Below are 15804 nucleotides of genomic sequence, written 5' to 3' on the forward strand. Positions count from 1 at the left end.
CATTATCACATTTATCGAAAAAAATACCGCGTTCTCAACATATAAAAAACCGTCCATAAAAAATGAACGGCAATGGTTATTTAAGGCCATCAAGGGCGGCTTTTGCAGCCTCCGAGATAAGAGCATTATGATAATTGGCATCTTCCGTAAACCGGTTTGACAGGATTGCCAAAACAATTGGAGCTCTGTCAGGCGGCCAAACGATCGCAATGTCGTTTCGTGTGCCGTAGCTTCCGGCTCCGGATTTATCGCCGACTTCCCATCCTGCAGGAGCGCCTGCCCGAATCAGTTCGTCGCCGGTAGCGTTGCCCCGCATCCAATCTGTTAAAATCGTGCGCTTGTCAGCCGTGAGAGTATTACCCAAAGCGAAAGTCTTAAGGTCAGTTGCCAGTGCTTTTGCGGTGCTTGTGTCACGACGATCCCCGGGAATCGCCGAGTTTAAATCCGTCTCGAATCGATCAGCTTTCGTTAGATGATCCCCGATCTGTTTCAATGACTTTTCGAAACCTTTAGGGCCGCCAAGCTGCTGGAGCAATAGGTTCCCGGCGGTATTATCGCTGTAACGGACAGCGGCTTCGGAGATTTCTTTCAGGCTCATGCCTGTATCCAGATGTTTTTCTGTGATTGGAGAATATGTAACAAGATCATCTTTGGTGTAGCGGATGATGTCATTAAGTTTTTCATTTGAGCTTGTCTTCAGAACAGCAGCCGCGGCCAGAACTTTATAGGTTGATGCGTAAGCAAACCGTTCATTCGGCCGGTAGGTGATTGTCTTGTTTGACCCCGTATCAATCGCATAAACCCCGAGCCTGGCATCAAATTTTTTCTCAAGCTGAACAAATTTTTTGTTCGTTGTACAGCTTGTCATTTTTGTGTCTTCTATGGATTTCGCTTCAGCATGCGTTGAGCCGAATAAAGGGCTGAAACCGGTAAAGCTTAAACATAAAAGCCCAATGCATATTCCAACTTGTATTCTCGCTTTATTTTTCACATCCAGACCTCCTCAATATAATGGTTTTGTATACATCTTCTAATTAACATTACGAACAGGATGAAAGTCAATATATTTCCTGTGAAACGTTTTCTGTGACAGTTAGGAAATCAGCTGAAAAACACCCGCTGACGGTAAACAGCCAGAGTCCATCAATCGAGCAGAAATGTTTACTGCCTCGACGAAGGCGGTCAAGGCCCTCACTCATTTACTGAGCCCGATAAAATGCGCCGCCCTCTAATGAAAATAAAACCAGAATCCTAACTCCACATCGAATCCCCCTTATTTGATGTGACATGTAGCTGATTCAAATGTTCCGATGTAGTTCCGCTTGCCGGAGTCAAGAGTTCCCTTTCGCGGTCTTATTCCGGATTGTTTTCACGTTGAATAATTTCAGAGGTGTTGCCGTTTTATAGCTGCCCTGCTGTGCTTCTTGTATAAGTCGCGGACACGGCCGCTCTACCCTGCCAGCCGGACCAAGCTGCGGAAGCAGACGGCGCAACGGCCGCCGCTCCCGTAAGTAATACCGCTGATAGAAATTCCTTGTTATTGCTTCTCCTGCTTTTTGTACTCTGCGATTTCCTTAGGGGTGGCCATCCGGATTCCGTCTGTGTCTGTCCTGTTTGCCGCTTGAACGCCTTCCATGTTTTTCACCTCGCCGACTACTCCCAAATGCTTTAAATACACATGATCACCAATCTTGAAACGATTCTGTTTGGCCCGCTCCTCGATCACGCTCCTGTATTCAGTTGCGGCTTTCTTTTTTAAATCAGCCAGACACTTTTCACAAAGTGTTACTGTTACAGAATTACCGTTAAAATCAGTAAACGAAACCGCTCTGACAGATTTCTTTTCCGGGTGCATCGTGCATGTTTTCTTCATAGGCGATGGCCGTGTAAATTTAATCATTCCGCTTCCTCCTCAAAACATGTCTTTTCGTCCCTCTGACACAACAGCGGATGAATGGGAAGTTCCATTCACCCGCATTCGAACCGTCACGACACATGGAGATTGCCTTCTGCATAGCTGTAAGCCTATATTTCTTTATATTCCCAATGCTCGCCGCATTTCCCTGTTAGGATGAAGTTTCTAAAGCTGTTGACCAGTTGCCGCATGTTGGCTCCATGCGAAAAGCCGTTTAGGCAGCCATATCCCAATTCATACGGGTAAATTTCAGCCCTCTCATATGTGTGTATGCTTTTTAAAGGAGGTGCATCACATGATGTTCTTACAACCAATTCAACTTAAACAAAGTGATTTAGTCGACAATTCAGGAGCAATAAGAACGGTGAATCTAAAAACAATTGATCTTTTTGAATATGGATTGTTAATTTCCCAAATTAATTAAATAAAAATAGACCCCTTCACAGTTATGGTAAGGGGGTTATTGAGTATGCGGCCGATATTTCTTTATTGAACGACAAATGTCTGCATTCCAATACCGTCTGCAGATATACTTTTTCTAGATTGAAATATTTTAAGCATGGATAAGGTAACAACTGAAATAAACGCAGAGATGCAAAAATGGATTGATGAGGTGATGATTTTTCCTTAAAAAGGAAAATAATTAAACAAGGGGTTAGATGGTTTAAATTAAGTCCTTCAGAGCGATGGTGAAGAAACATAAAGAACTTGCTTAATGCGGATTTTTCATCCTTTAATGCTCTGCTTTATTTTTAACTTTTGTTATTAAGATAAGAGAACCACAATAAACTTATGAGCCCAGCGGCTCCTATAATTGTAGATATAATGTAAGTCCAATTAAGTAAATCCATAAACTTTCTCCTCGAAGAAATAATTTCAATACGTCTAAATAAAATGATTATTTCATAACTGTAAGGAATTTTAACATTTTATGTTTTTTCCTGATTAATAAATTCTTTATTCTTCCTCAAATTTTTTTATTCTGCTTAACATTTTCCTATCATTTTCCGAAGCTCTTTTCAGCGATTTTTTCTCATATGATGTTCCTTTGTTAATCACAACAAAATCAGAATTATTTTGCACATAAACTTGGGAGTCAGATGATTCATAGTAACCCGTAACGTTTTCTAAAACCGTCTTGGAATTGTCTTTATGATATAGATCATAGTTGACCGGCGGTCTGCTGATTGCAAATTTCCCAAAAACAGCAACATCATCCTTACCGGGAGTATGGCTCGCTCCTTTAATAAATATTAAAATCAAAAAAATTGCAATTAAAGTTCCTGCAAACATAAATTTTTCGTTTCTTTTCCAGTTCAACATAAACAACCCTTTTCTTTATCATGCCGTGTTGATATAAGTAAATTTCAACAATTTATGTACTAACAAATTTAAACAAGCAGCTTCCATTCAACATACTTAAATCGCTGCTGATAAAGGTCTTCCAGGATTGATGCCCATTCACCCCTACCTTCCGCAACAACAATGCTTTTTTCTCTCCATCCTCAATCCATTCACTTCAAAGTTACTCACCCTTCCGAAATTGTACAATATTTGAAGTGAAGGGAAGAACTGATGAATATAAAAAGGTATTTTTATTTAGAGTTCAGTTACTTAACCCGCAACTTTCTGTACAAGAATAGAGTCCCAAACCCAAAAGATGAGAGCAAATAATACGCTGAATAAATATATCTCATAACTCGCTAGTATAGACCCTATTGGGTTATAAGGCTCAAAGAGAACCGCCATGATTAGCCATGCAATAAATGAAAACACTGTGTATAGTAAGAGATATTTAAAATTGAATCTTCTAGGTCTTCGGTTTAAGAAAAACTGCAATGGCAATTCAAAAATTGAATAACATGTCAACATGATCCCGCTAATTATAAGATAAGGGACATATTCAGCTTGATTTTAAGGTGATAACATATACCAGTGCAGAGCATATGGCCGACAAAATAAGGACAGCTAGGTATCTTACTGCCATCAAATCTATCTCCCCTTACGATTAAAAATCAAATATGCTTCAATTGCTATTTTTCGTAATAATAAGATTTGACCCAAGGATAGCTTCTGTCCTTATTTTCACACCATTCAACAAATCTTGATAATAGTTAAGTTGTTCGTTATTGCTTTTTCTTGTTTGTTGACATTCTATCTTGTTGTTCAGCTGCCGGGACTTGGTAAGAAGTGCTTGATCTTCTTTCATATCGCCTAAGTATAAATCTTCGGATATGTGATGAAATGAATACCACAAGGCGTTCAAGTCTTGGCTTCATCGATAAACGAAGATAATGCTTTAAAGGATTCTTTACGTAACCCTTTTTCTTTGAGAGAGCAAAACTTTTTAAATAATGGGTATTCATCCAGTCTGTCATTTTTTAAGATATGAGTTAAGACATGTATCATGATTCACATCTCTCTTTGCCTGAAGTAAACTTAAACAATTTGAAATACGACATACAATGCAACTTCAGCTACAAGCAAATAAATCATATATCTAGCATAATTTAATACATCTTCATCAGTATTTTTCTCTTTTTTAAAAGTCCATGCAATAACCCTAATACAGTTGCCACTAACGCGATTTCAATTATTGTTAAAATTGACATACCTTCCTCCTAAACAAGAACAGGATAAATAGACGTATGTTAATTTTCCTTGAATTAAGTCTCTTCAGTCAGGATGTATCTTATGAAAAATTTCCATTTCTTCATGTTCATTACCTTCAATGAGTTCAAAGCCGCCCGGTACATTATACATTATTTTCCGTTAACATATCAATTCCGGTTAATAACGCACCCTTATCCTGAATTACACCATTTTCATCTTTTACACACTACAATTCAATATCTAATATACTGTATTTTCCAATGAAATTGTTTCATAATTATTTCTCCTTATTAAAGTAATATTGTCTTTAATAAGACTGTTCCAACCTTTTTACCCCGCTTACTCTTTCCAATTCACTTAATTCAAAACGCTGCCGAGTAATTCCCTGCACTCCGGTTGCTCATCCATAAACTCTCTTCTCAAATGCTTAATCACATAATTATAAGGACAAAGAATTAGGTCATATGATTCATTTTTCCATTTTAGATAGTACATTGACCTTATTCCTCATTCCTCCATGGTAAAATCTTGTTGAAATATTTCGAATGAAAGGATATGGTCATGAAAGTTTTCGAAGCAAACAGCCTGCTGGCCGCTGCCAAACAGCGCGCGGGTGAATATAAAAAACTGCGCGGTCAGATGGCCAACCTGAAAAAAGCGTTTCAAGGCATGGCTGATCTTGGTGATAGCGACTTCTCAGGCCGGGGCGCTGACAACAAAAAGCATGATGGGCGGGAAGATTATACCAGGTACAGAAAAGAAACCTGAAAAAATGGAGTGTATATGGCGAAAGTTGAAGTCAGATCTGTAAAAAAAAGCAATTGACGAAGCTTATCATACTAGAAAACAAGTACGTTCAAATAAGTATAGGGGAATCACTTCAACAGGAATTAAAATTGAAATGTATTTAAATAGTGACGGAACAATAGCAACTGCATATCCGTTATATAAAAAATAATCTAAAAGGTGACCGTGACACATGAAATATTCATACAGGTTTGATAAAGATCCATTTGGTGATATAAAAATAGTTTTACCAGAAGAAATCAGTCTTTTCTCTGACTTCATTGAAAATATTACAACAATAGAACAAACTGATGAGTATATAGAATACATTCAGAATGTTTTAAATGGGATACATGAGGATTTTGAAATTGATTTAAATGGGATAAGTGTATTGATAAAAAAAGATGTTACAGATGTTGAAAACCCTTTTTTGATCGACGACCCTTATAAAAACTCAATAGAAACAGACCAATTTAAAGAGCTGTTATTAATATGGAGAAACAAAATTCCTGAGATATTTAAAGGTTAAGTACATTCATTATTCTACGCGGTGAAATTTGGTTCTTAACCTTTATTGAGCCGGTATTCAAATTTCCCAGAGACCAAGATATTAAAGCCTTTCTCATAAGAGATGGGCTTTATCTATGTTTTCAATAGGATAGACTGTCTTCAGTCCGTAGATCCCATCAGCATCAGGCTGGCGACAAAGAACCTTTCAGTATACAGCGAATGCACTTCAAAATCAGCTCAAAAAAGTTTCGCCCCAAAATGGATTAGTGACGAGAAAACCAATAAATATAATCAGTCTTTCTGATAATAAATCTTCTGTTTTGGCTAAAAATGAACAAGTTGGTCCCCAATTCGTCCCCAAATCAGATTTATTGACAACGGAACTTAGGTTCGCATATCATCTTTGCAGGAGTTGAATTGCAATGACCGATTTTGAACGTAAAGTGTATCGGATTATTTTTAATATGACCCGCTTCGGGAAAAATCCCTCCATGGAATAATTGAAAAGGAAAACTGGGAAAGAGCGAAGAGGATATTCGTGCAGCTGGGAATAGCCTAACGATGAAAGGTGAATTGAAGTCTGGATAAGAAACAACAAAGATGGATATTTTGACCTTTATGTATTTTGGTAAAAAAAAAGCCAACCTCATTGGGCAGCTTTTTAGTAATTTCTATGCTATAGAATCTTGCAGACTTATTACTTCATAGAAATGCTCACTAGGAAATTTCTTAGCTAAGCTCAGTCTTGTGTTTTCAACTGTATCAGTAGTTGCAAAATAAAGTTTATGCTCTATTTTTTTCTTGTTCAAAGCTTTATCTAATTCTTTCATATAGTTTATTTCTGGGCAACCAATACTAGAAGGTCTAGTTTTACATTCAAAGAATTCTCCATAATCCCCATCCCAAATACCAAGATCAATAGTTTCTCTACTATAACAATCAGAGAAATTACTATCGCAATGTTTCGGACAACTATACTTGATTTTCCAAGCATTTAATTTATTATCAGAAAGCAGATTTACATTCGCTCCCCATCCGAAAGACTTCGCATTTATAATTGATTTTCCATATGTACCAAGTAATACCCCTTCAGCTAGAGCACCTCTAATTTTATTAACTGTTACTTCATCATTACAACCGGAAAAAGAAAAAATTTGTTCAAATATTGAATTAATTTCATCTCCATCTTCGAATGAAGAAAATTTTTTGATAATCAACTTCATTTTTTTGAAATCATCCGAAAAATCCCACTTGGTTCTAATAATTTTTATAAAATAAGCTTTAGATTCTCTAGTTTCTGAATAATGTTGTGCAACCCTTATTGTTAAAGGTACAATGAATTGATCATTTTCATCTTTTCTAACAAATTCCACACTCATTCTTCTTTAGATTTCTCCATATTCTGCTTCATGGTTTCTAGAACATCTATGGTTGGTATAGTATAAATAGGGAAATCCATTCTTGATAATAAGTTTGCCACACATTCTCTAGCATATGGGAGTAATAGGGGAACAACAGAATGGTAATTATATTCTTCGAATTCTTCTTTATCAATACTCTCATCTAAAAGTTCTGTTTTTCCTTCATAAGTTATTTCAATAAAGAAGGGACCTTCCTCTTTAAAATGAACTTTAGCATTCATCAAAATCAGTGCTTTAGTATCAGAAAGAAGTTTTACATCTCTTTCAATTGATAATGATAAGTTTCTCTTTTTAGAATTTTCGTCTAATATTTCGCATTTAACTGATTTCAATTTAACATCTTGCAGCTGTACCGAATTTCTAATCAAGCTATAATAATCAAGCATTTTCATAAATCAATTCCTCCATAAAAAAAGGAACCTGCTCAGCAGATCCCCAGTTTGACGTTTGTGATATAAATTCATCAAATGTGTATACATCATCTATACTGAAATCACCGGAAGCAACTTGTACGCTTATATGTTCAATAGATGCTGATACCTCATTATACGAAGAAATATATTCAGATAAACTATTCACAAACGAAATAATACAACCCCGAACTTCTTCTGGATCTGCAAAATCCATTTCATTTTGTAGAACAAATTCATCAATTTCAATCATTGCCACAAATTTTTTTTCATTAGGTAACGTCGAGAAATTGATATTATTAAGTCGAGGCAGGCCTTTTTCTAATAACCATTCTAAAAATCCCTCATCCAGAAGATCATTGTTCTTTTCATATGCTCGCTGAATCAATTCATTGATGTTTTTAGAATCAGGTATAGAAAAATATTTACTTAGAGCATCACGACACAAATTCAACATCCTGTTAATAGTGATATGAACTTTTGTTTCTTCGTAATCCGGCTCTAAATTAAACCATTCTCTAATATTCATAATAAAACCTCCAGACAGATAACCTAATAGTATATCTGATGACAAAGAAAAAAACAAGTGGTAAATTTTGTTTCATCTTGCCTTAATATACTACAGGAACTCCAAGTTTACAAGTGGTAAAGTCTATTTCATTTTTCTCTACCCTAAAAAAACCCTTATAAATCCTATGTTTCAAGCCGAAAATTTATTTCTAAAAACATTTTAGACAAACGTAAACCATTTGAGACAAAGGAACATATATTCGTATTTAGGTGGCGAACGAATGACAAAAATCCCTTTTCAATCAGAAGAGACTATTCATCATACAGCCAGCTAACTGTCACAAGACCCAGCAAGAGTAAGGGAACCTTTAACCTGCTTGAGGTTTCCTGAGGTTCAAAGTGTCAAACGCTTTCAGTTTATAGACCTTTCCAGGTTCCACAGTTTTTCACCCACCCCTTCTCGTTTAAAAATGCACAGATAGGAATAAAGACGCAGATCAAATTATTCATTTTACCACTTTGGATCACACATTGATCTTTTTCCCTATTCCTCCATGGTAAAATCTTGTTGAAATATTTCGAATGAAAGGATATGGTCATGAAAGTTTTCGAAGCAAACAGCCTGTTGGCCGCTGCCAAACAGCGTGCGGGTGAATACAAAAAACTGCGCGGTCAGATGATCAATCTGAAAAAAGCGTTTCAAGGCATGGCTGACCTCGGTGACAGCGACTTCTCAGGCCGTGGCGCCGACAACATCAAAGCCTTTTTCCAAGACCACGCCGGCGTCACAGACAGCTGGCTTGATCTGATCGACATGAAAATCGCATTTCTCACAAGCCTTCCCGGCAAGGTCGAAGACGCCGGACTTTCCAATTCACATGTAGAAGAATCATTTCTGGAACACGAGATCACCCACGCCCTCAGTAAATCAAAGGCAATTATGGAAGAGCAGAAAAAGGACATGCGCTCCATCCTCGGAGAGATCGATGACATCATCTCGCTTGATCTGTTTTCAATCGAAAACACGGATCAGAAGCTCTCTTCAGCTGATAAAAAAAGAAGCGAAACAATACATAAGCTCGGCAAACTTGATCACGATCTAACGAAAGAATACGCAGAAACCGAAGCGAACGAACAGTTCATTCAAGTCGACTTCCAGGAGCTTCAAAACGCCACAGGCAAAGGAAAAGGCGCCACGCCGCTTCACTACAATGCCAAAGCGTACCGAGAAAGCGACATCCATAAGAAAAAAGGCGATATCGCAAGACATTCAGATGCTTATTTGACGATTAAAAAGGAAGAAGCGAAAGAGCGGGAAATCAAGGATCTGAAGAAAAAGCTGGCTAATGGTGTCACCGATCCGGATGAGTACTTGGAAATCGCGAAGAAGATCGGCTATGAAAACCTTGAACCTCCACAAGTGCAATATGTGATGCAGCTTGAACAAGCAAAACAGCTAGAAGAAGTCGGCGAAACGGCTTGGGATATCGTCAAAGGAATAGGCGTCGGCCTTTATGATGTCGGGAAAGACACGATAACCGGCGTCAAAGATCTGGCTGTCGGCGCATGGGATTTTTACCATCTCTCTGATGAACAAAAAGTCGCTAAAACCATATCGGCTGTATTGAACACACCCTCCTACGCAAAAATCATATGGACAAACCTGGCGGATTCATGGAATGATAAAATGGTTAACGGGGATGCGTATTCAAGATCACATTACATCACCTACGCCATCGGAAGCATCGTCGGGCTCAAAGGTTCCGGCTCAGCTGTAAAAGTATCAAGCAAGCTCGCGAAAACAGGCGCCTCTAAAGTGGATAACGTCTTGGAAGCCGGAGAAAAAGCGGCTGCAAAACATGTAAAAACCGGGATTGAAAAAGGACAAAACTACATCAATTCCTTTTCGAAAAACAAGTACGAGCCCGCGCTTGCCGGAATAGCACAGGATATTGAAAATACTCACAATGTGAAGAATACGCCTTTGTTGAAAAGTGTTATTGAAGATCAAAAAGAGAGTGTGCTCAGGCAATCTGTCAATTCAAATGGTATTAATAAGAAAACGATAAAGCACGTATATCATGGTGAAGTTAATAGGAAAAATAAAGCTGTAGGTTATCATCATGAGAGTATGATGGGTGGCAATATAATACCTGGAACAGAAGAAGTACCTGATATAAATGGGGTATATAGAGCTAAAGTAGAAGTAAAAGGAATAAAAAAAGTAGCAAGGTCAACTTTCTTTCCAAAAGAATGGGATAGAATAAAAGTTTACAATACAATTTCAGAAGCTTACAAAAACAAAAAACAAGTACGAGATAATAAGTATATCGGCAAAACATCATCAGGGATTGATGTAGAGATGTATATTAATAAAGATGGCTCAATAGCTACTGCATATCCTTTATATAAAAAACCAAGGGAATGATTGAATTTATTATGGAATATTCATTTGAATGTAAAAGAGACCATTTAGGATACTTACGAGTAGTTCTCCCCACAGAGTTAGAATACTTTTCTGATTTCATTGAAGACATTGTTTCGGTAGATGAAGCTGATGAATACTTGAAAATGATTCAAGACGTATTGGATGGTTCTTCTGAAGAATATGAGATTCAACTAAATACAACCATTGCATATATAAAAGAAGATCAAACAGTCATAGAACACCTTTATACAGAAAATGAAAACGATAGAAGCTCCATGGAGACAGAAAAATTCAAAAAACTTATACTCGACTGGAGAGACAAGATCCCCCAAAGGTATAAGAGTGATGATTAAAACTTTAGGTCCCTTGAAATTCAAGGGACCTTTTTATTACCTTAATACCGCTTCAAGTTTCACTTTGTTTTCGATCCGCAGTTACTATCTGGAGAACTCATAAGGAACGGTCTGACGAATTTTCGGTTTTCAGTGCATAATAGCTATCAATGCCATTTCCTTGCCCTTCTTACTGGAATCATGTAAGCCTCTAGAGCCGTTTCAATAAAAAGTAAAAAACCCTTGCTACGCAAGGGTTTTGGCTATGATTCCGACTGGGCTCGAACCAGCGACCTCTACCCTGTCAAGGTAGCGCTCTCCCAGCTGAGCTACGGAATCATGATATGTATGTGTTACTGGGAATGTTGTTGTCTCTCTGACATTTATAATTATATATCCTGCTCAGCCATTCGTCAACACTTTTTTTATCTAAAATAAAAAAAGGGCGCGTCGCAAAAATTGACGGCGCCCTTTTCGTTTATGATCTGACTTTGGCGGGAGTTATTTTTTTCAATGCCTGTTCGAAGTCGCGTTCTAAATCTTCGGCGTTTTCGACTCCGACGCTCAGGCGCAGAAGGCCGTCTGTGATGCCGCGTTTTTCCCTTTCCGCTTGCGGCATGGCGGCATGCGACATGGCTGCAGGGTATGAGAGAATGGATTCAACGGCGCCGAGGCTGACCGCAAATACCGGAAGAGATACATGTTCGACCAGCTTTTTGACGGCTTCTTTGCTTTCCAGTTCAAAGGACAGGACGGCGCCCGCTCCGCTCGCTTGTCGTTTATGAGTGTCGGCTCCCGGGTGTCCGGCAAGCCCCGGATAATAAACGTTTTTGACGGCGGGGTGCCCGTCAAAAAAGGCAGCCAGCCGTTCAGCCGTCCGGCTCGCTTTTTCCAGTCTGACCTGCAATGTTTTTAATCCGCGCAGCACGAGCCAGCAATCCTGTACGCCGAGCACCGCTCCAAACGAGTTTTGCAGCTTATACAGCTGATTGCCGAGCTCTTCATCCTTGACGGCGGCAAGGCCTGACAGCACATCGCTGTGGCCGCTTAAAAATTTCGTCGCGCTGTGAAGCACGATATCTACGCCGAAATCAAGCGGCCGCTGCAGTGCAGGCGTCATGAAAGTGTTGTCAAGGTATGTCAGACAGCCGTGTTCTTTTGCCAGCTCGACGACGGCTTTAATGTCCGTGATGCCGAGCGTCGGGTTTGACGGTGTTTCCATATAGATGGCTTTCGTATTCGGCCGGATGGCGCGGGCAACCGCTTCTGTGTCCGTCATATCGACAAAGGTGTGTTCGATTCCGAAACGGGACAGCACTTCTGTCACCATGCGGAATGTTCCGCCGTACACATCCTCCGTGACGAGAACATGGTCGCCTTGGGATAAGAGCAGAAACGCCGTCGAAATCGCCGCCATTCCGGAGCTGAAAGCAAAACCTCTCGTTCCGCCTTCAAGACCTGCGATCGTTTCTTCAAGCGCTGTTCTTGTCGGTGTGCCGGAGCGGCTGTAATCATATGTTCCGAATTCTTCAAAGGAAGACTGATGAAATGTGGAAGCATGCTGAATCGGCACACTGACGGCTCCGGTAGCTCCGTCTGTTTTAAATGGATTGTGCACGAGCTGGGTTTCCAGCGTCCAATTTTGATTACTCATACGACACGGCCCCCTCTTTTACTTGCTGTAATGCCTGCTTTACATCCCGCTTCAAATCTTCTGCATGTTCAATTCCCACTGAAAATCTCAGCAGGCGGTTGCAGACGCCGTTTGCGATACGGATATCTTCCGGAATGTCCATGTGCGTCTGTGTCGCGGGGTATGTAATAAAGCTTTCCACCCCGCCGAGACTTTCTGCGAAACAGATCGTTTTCAGCGCCTTTAAAAATGGATTGACCCATTCCTCTTTTTGCAGCCTGAAAGACAGCATTCCGCCTTTTCCGGGATATAACACGTCGGCGATTTCTTCTTCCTGTTCTAAAAATGCTGCAAGTTCACGGGCGTTTTCTTCATGACGCTGCATTCTGAGCCCGAGTGTTTTCATCCCTCTCATTAAAAGCCACGAATCAAACGGCGGGAGAACGGCTCCGATCGCATTTTGGTGATTAAACATGATCTCGCCGAGCTCTTCATCCTTTACGACAGCAAGACCGGCAAGAAGATCATTGTGCCCGCCTAAATATTTTGTGGCGCTGTGAATGACGATATCGGCTCCCAGTTCAAGCGGGCGCTGGATGACCGGGGTATAAAACGTATTATCGACAATTAAAAGCAGGCCGGCTTCTTTCGTAATCCGGGCAATTTTTTCAATGTCGGCCTCCTGCATTAACGGGTTTGTCGGCGTTTCAACAAATACCGCTTTCGTATTTTCCGTTATTTTGGAGCGTAAACAGTCTTCATCGCTGAAATCATCGTAAATAAAGCTTAAGCCGTATTTTCTCCATTCATTTTCAAACAAACGGTATGTGCCTCCGTATAAATCGGAGGATACAATCAATTCATCCCCGCTTTTAAATAAAGCCATAATCGTTTGAATGGCTGCCATTCCCGAGCTGAAAGCAAAGCCTCTTGCACCGTTTTCCAACACGGCGATGGCGTCTTCAACGAGCTGGCGTGTCGGGTTTTTCGTGCGCACGTAATCAAAGCCTGTAGATTCTCCTATTCCTCTATGTCGGTAAGCGGTGGACAGATAAATCGGCGGACTGACCGTTCCCGTTGCTTCTTCGCTTCTATTTCCAATTTGGGCTAATTTTGTTTCGACATGCTGCGTCATCAGTAAGCACCATCCTTTTTCAAAAATAAAAAAGCTCCCTCTTCATAAGAAGAAGGAGCTTTTCTCTTCCTCTTATCTTCCAAGCATGTGAATCGCTTGCTGGATTTAGCACCTTGGCACTTTGCCTTCCCGCGGCAAAGCAAACCGGTTGCTGAGGTTTCAAAGGGCCAGTCCCTCCACCTCTCGTGATAAGAATATTGTTTTGTATTTTCTGATTGTTCTATATTAACGCACTATAAAATGGATTTCAACAACTTTTTAATTTTCTGAACTCTCGCAAGAAGTGCATCTGAAGAAAGAAATTTCTAATAATTCATGGTACAATAGGGAAAAACCATCAAGACAAGAAGCGGCCTGGAGGAATGCAAAGTGGCACCGAAAACCGGAATCATTCATGAGAAAAAACTTTTCTCTCATGAGCTTGAAGAAGAAATGACCGTTCTGGTCTACCTGCCCAACACTTACTCCCCTCTGTATAAGTATCATACGGTCATCGCCCAGGACGGCCATGATTATTTCAGATTAGGGAGAATCGGGCGGCAGGCGGAAGAGCTCATGTCAAAAGGGGAAATTGACCGCTGCATCATTATCGGCGTCCCATATAAAAATGTGCGGGAGCGAAGAAACACATACCATCCCGAAGGCTCTAAGTTCGCCTCATATAAACGGTTTATCGCAAATGAGCTCGTCCCTTTTATCGACAAAGAATACCCGACTTATCAAGTCGGATACGGCCGCACCATGATCGGGGATTCCCTCGGCGGAACCGTCTCGCTCATGACGGCGCTTGACTATCCGAACATGTTTGGAAACGTCATCATGCAGTCTCCGTATGTTGACGGGCACGTGCTGGATGCCGTCCGGCAGTCGGAAGACCTCAAACAGATATCCGTTTATCATCAAATCGGAGAAAAAGAAACCGACGTCCATACGACGGACGGCCAGGTGCTTGATTTCACCGCGCCGAACGAAGAGCTCAAACAGCTGCTGGAAAGCAAACAGTCTGAATACACGTATGAAACCTTTGACGGGGATCATAAATGGACATACTGGCAGCCGCTCATCACGCCGGCGCTGAAAAAAATGCTGTAACCATTCATTAAGGAGGGAACTTTCATGAAATACGGTATTGTTTTATTTCCATCAAAAAAATTACAGGATCTCGCAAATTCGTACCGGAAACGCTACGACCCGAGCTACGCGCTCATACCGCCGCATCTGACGGTAAGAGATCCGTTTGAAGCGACAGAACAGGAAATCGAGCAGATCGTATCACAGCTGAGACAGACGGCGAAAGAGTCGCACCCGCTCGTTCTGAAGATCACAAAATACAGCTCGTTTTCTCCTGTGAATAATGTGATATATATGAAAGCGGAGCCGACGGAAGAATTAAAAACCCTGAGTGAGAAATGCTATTCAGGAGCATTATCCGGTAAGCCGGAATACAGCTTCGTTCCGCATGTCACGGTCGGCCAGAAGCTGTCGTCAGATGAACATTCCGACGTACTCGGACAGCTGAAAATGCAGGACATTTCCCACGAAGAAGTCATTGACCGTTTTCACCTGCTCTATCAGCTGGATAACGGCTCATGGACTGTGTACGAAACATTTTTATTAGGCGGAGGAGAATAACTGTTTGGAAGCCATCGTTGCAAAAACTGAAAAACATCTGAACGACGCTTTTTTCGTCAGAAAAGAGGTCTTTGTTAAAGAGCAGCACGTTCCGGAAGAAGAGGAAATTGATCAATTCGAAGACGCGTCAGAGCATATTGTCATTTATGACGGCGGTCAGCCGGTCGGAGCCGGCAGATGGCGCTTGAAAGACGGGCGCGGAAAATTAGAGCGTATCTGCGTGATGAAAAGCCACCGCTCTCTCGGTGTCGGAGCCATCATTATGCAGGCGCTTGAAAAAGCGGCGGCCGCCCAGGGCGCCGGCAGCTTTATCCTACATGCGCAGACGCAGGCGGTTCCGTTTTATGAAAAACAAGGGTACCGCGTCACATCCGGCGAAGAATTTCTTGATGCCGGCATCCCCCATCTGGAAATGATAAAGGAACACAAACGATAAAATCAAAAGCACTCCTGTTGATATGGCAGGAGTGCTTTTTTAT

16 protein-coding genes, 1 tRNA gene, 4 pseudogenes and 1 riboswitch are annotated in these 15804 nt (G+C 40.7%); of the genes and pseudogenes, 9 read left to right on the top strand and 12 right to left on the bottom strand.

What is annotated here, in order from left to right; genetic code table 11:
* Nucleotides 1-76: 76 nt before the first annotated feature.
* The 6 genes and pseudogenes from bla to ACQE26_RS17775 all read right to left on the bottom strand — a co-directional run bounded on the left by bla (nucleotide 77) and on the right by ACQE26_RS17775 (nucleotide 3787).
* Nucleotides 77-997 (bottom strand): class A beta-lactamase, encoded by a 921-nt coding sequence (gene bla / locus ACQE26_RS17750; RefSeq protein ID WP_500471506.1) that lies wholly within the window; start codon nucleotides 995-997, stop codon nucleotides 77-79.
* 540 nt (nucleotides 998-1537) lie between these two features.
* A complete protein-coding gene (locus tag ACQE26_RS17755) occupies nucleotides 1538-1900 on the bottom strand; it encodes a hypothetical protein (RefSeq protein ID WP_069013278.1) in 363 nt (120 codons plus the stop codon).
* Nucleotides 1901-2028: 128 nt separating this feature from the next.
* Nucleotides 2029-2187, bottom strand: a pseudogene (locus ACQE26_RS17760) (YoqU family phage-derived protein); the annotation flags it as partial.
* Nucleotides 2188-2872: 685 nt separating this feature from the next.
* On the bottom strand, nucleotides 2873-3238 hold the full coding sequence (locus ACQE26_RS17765; protein ID WP_500470196.1) for a hypothetical protein: 366 nt from the start codon (nucleotides 3236-3238) through the stop codon (nucleotides 2873-2875).
* Nucleotides 3239-3306: 68 nt separating this feature from the next.
* Nucleotides 3307-3425 (bottom strand): annotated as a pseudogene (locus ACQE26_RS17770) (hypothetical protein).
* A 104-nt stretch (nucleotides 3426-3529) separates the two neighbouring features.
* On the bottom strand, nucleotides 3530-3787 hold the full coding sequence (locus ACQE26_RS17775; protein WP_500470197.1) for a UPF0715 family protein: 258 nt from the start codon (nucleotides 3785-3787) through the stop codon (nucleotides 3530-3532).
* Between the two features lie 1302 nt (nucleotides 3788-5089).
* Here ACQE26_RS17775 and ACQE26_RS17780 point away from each other — a divergent pair.
* The 4 genes and pseudogenes from ACQE26_RS17780 to ACQE26_RS17795 form a co-directional block, all read left to right on the top strand.
* Nucleotides 5090-5251: pseudogene (locus tag ACQE26_RS17780) on the top strand (T7SS effector LXG polymorphic toxin); the annotation flags it as partial.
* Nucleotides 5252-5348: 97 nt separating this feature from the next.
* Nucleotides 5349-5486 (top strand): EndoU domain-containing protein, encoded by a 138-nt coding sequence (locus tag ACQE26_RS17785; protein WP_237585681.1) that lies wholly within the window; start codon nucleotides 5349-5351, stop codon nucleotides 5484-5486.
* A 21-nt stretch (nucleotides 5487-5507) separates the two neighbouring features.
* Nucleotides 5508-5843: a hypothetical protein gene (locus ACQE26_RS17790; protein ID WP_045506862.1), complete on the top strand. Its 336-nt coding sequence runs from the start codon at nucleotides 5508-5510 to the stop codon at nucleotides 5841-5843.
* Between the two features lie 403 nt (nucleotides 5844-6246).
* Nucleotides 6247-6437: pseudogene (locus ACQE26_RS17795) on the top strand (hypothetical protein).
* A gap of 58 nt (nucleotides 6438-6495) precedes the next feature.
* Here ACQE26_RS17795 and ACQE26_RS17800 read toward each other — a convergent pair.
* The 3 genes from ACQE26_RS17800 to ACQE26_RS17810 are packed head-to-tail and all read right to left on the bottom strand — an operon-like array spanning nucleotide 6496 to nucleotide 8184.
* Nucleotides 6496-7203, bottom strand: a complete 708-nt coding sequence (locus ACQE26_RS17800) for a hypothetical protein (RefSeq protein ID WP_500470198.1) — start codon at nucleotides 7201-7203, stop codon at nucleotides 6496-6498.
* The gene (locus ACQE26_RS17805; RefSeq protein WP_174532611.1) at nucleotides 7200-7637 is read right to left on the bottom strand and encodes a protein-export chaperone SecB; all 438 of its coding nucleotides are present in this window, start codon (nucleotides 7635-7637) and stop codon (nucleotides 7200-7202) included. Before ACQE26_RS17805 ends, ACQE26_RS17800 begins: the two co-directional genes overlap by 4 nt.
* Entirely contained in the window at nucleotides 7624-8184 is a 561-nt protein-coding gene (locus ACQE26_RS17810) for a hypothetical protein (RefSeq protein ID WP_254613345.1), read from the bottom strand. Before ACQE26_RS17810 ends, ACQE26_RS17805 begins: the two co-directional genes overlap by 14 nt.
* Nucleotides 8185-8763: 579 nt before the next feature.
* Between ACQE26_RS17810 and ACQE26_RS17815 the strand changes: the two genes are divergently transcribed.
* Together ACQE26_RS17815 and ACQE26_RS17820 are read left to right on the top strand one after the other, a co-directional pair.
* On the top strand, nucleotides 8764-10593 hold the full coding sequence (locus ACQE26_RS17815; protein WP_500470199.1) for a T7SS effector LXG polymorphic toxin: 1830 nt from the start codon (nucleotides 8764-8766) through the stop codon (nucleotides 10591-10593).
* The gene (locus ACQE26_RS17820) at nucleotides 10590-10946 is read left to right on the top strand and encodes a tRNA-Val4 (protein WP_438421653.1); all 357 of its coding nucleotides are present in this window, start codon (nucleotides 10590-10592) and stop codon (nucleotides 10944-10946) included. Before ACQE26_RS17815 ends, ACQE26_RS17820 begins: the two co-directional genes overlap by 4 nt.
* 245 nt (nucleotides 10947-11191) lie before the next feature.
* Here the strand turns inward: ACQE26_RS17820 and ACQE26_RS17825 are convergent.
* The 3 genes from ACQE26_RS17825 to ACQE26_RS17835 all read right to left on the bottom strand — a co-directional run bounded on the left by ACQE26_RS17825 (nucleotide 11192) and on the right by ACQE26_RS17835 (nucleotide 13693).
* A tRNA-Val gene (locus ACQE26_RS17825) sits at nucleotides 11192-11264 on the bottom strand.
* A gap of 139 nt (nucleotides 11265-11403) precedes the next feature.
* Nucleotides 11404-12579, bottom strand: a complete 1176-nt coding sequence (gene metC, locus ACQE26_RS17830) for a cystathionine beta-lyase (RefSeq protein WP_500470200.1) — start codon at nucleotides 12577-12579, stop codon at nucleotides 11404-11406.
* Nucleotides 12572-13693, bottom strand: a complete 1122-nt coding sequence (locus tag ACQE26_RS17835) for a methionine biosynthesis PLP-dependent protein (RefSeq protein ID WP_500470201.1) — start codon at nucleotides 13691-13693, stop codon at nucleotides 12572-12574. The genes metC and ACQE26_RS17835 overlap by 8 nt, the downstream gene beginning before the upstream one ends.
* A gap of 69 nt (nucleotides 13694-13762) precedes the next feature.
* Nucleotides 13763-13888: riboswitch (SAM riboswitch) on the bottom strand.
* Between the two features lie 174 nt (nucleotides 13889-14062).
* On the opposite strand from ACQE26_RS17835, the gene ACQE26_RS17840 reads away from it, so the two are divergent.
* The 3 genes from ACQE26_RS17840 to ACQE26_RS17850 are packed head-to-tail and all read left to right on the top strand — an operon-like array spanning nucleotide 14063 to nucleotide 15761.
* A complete protein-coding gene (locus ACQE26_RS17840; RefSeq protein WP_500470202.1) occupies nucleotides 14063-14785 on the top strand; it encodes an esterase family protein in 723 nt (240 codons plus the stop codon).
* Nucleotides 14786-14809: 24 nt separating this feature from the next.
* Nucleotides 14810-15325: a YjcG family protein gene (locus ACQE26_RS17845; RefSeq protein ID WP_016938190.1), complete on the top strand. Its 516-nt coding sequence runs from the start codon at nucleotides 14810-14812 to the stop codon at nucleotides 15323-15325.
* Between the two features lie 4 nt (nucleotides 15326-15329).
* Nucleotides 15330-15761, top strand: coding sequence for a GNAT family N-acetyltransferase (locus ACQE26_RS17850; RefSeq protein WP_464862809.1), 432 nt, complete (start codon nucleotides 15330-15332; stop codon nucleotides 15759-15761).
* Nucleotides 15762-15804 lie beyond the last annotated feature (43 nt).

The sequence above is a fragment of the Bacillus sp. 5RYD7K genome (assembly GCF_059831465.1).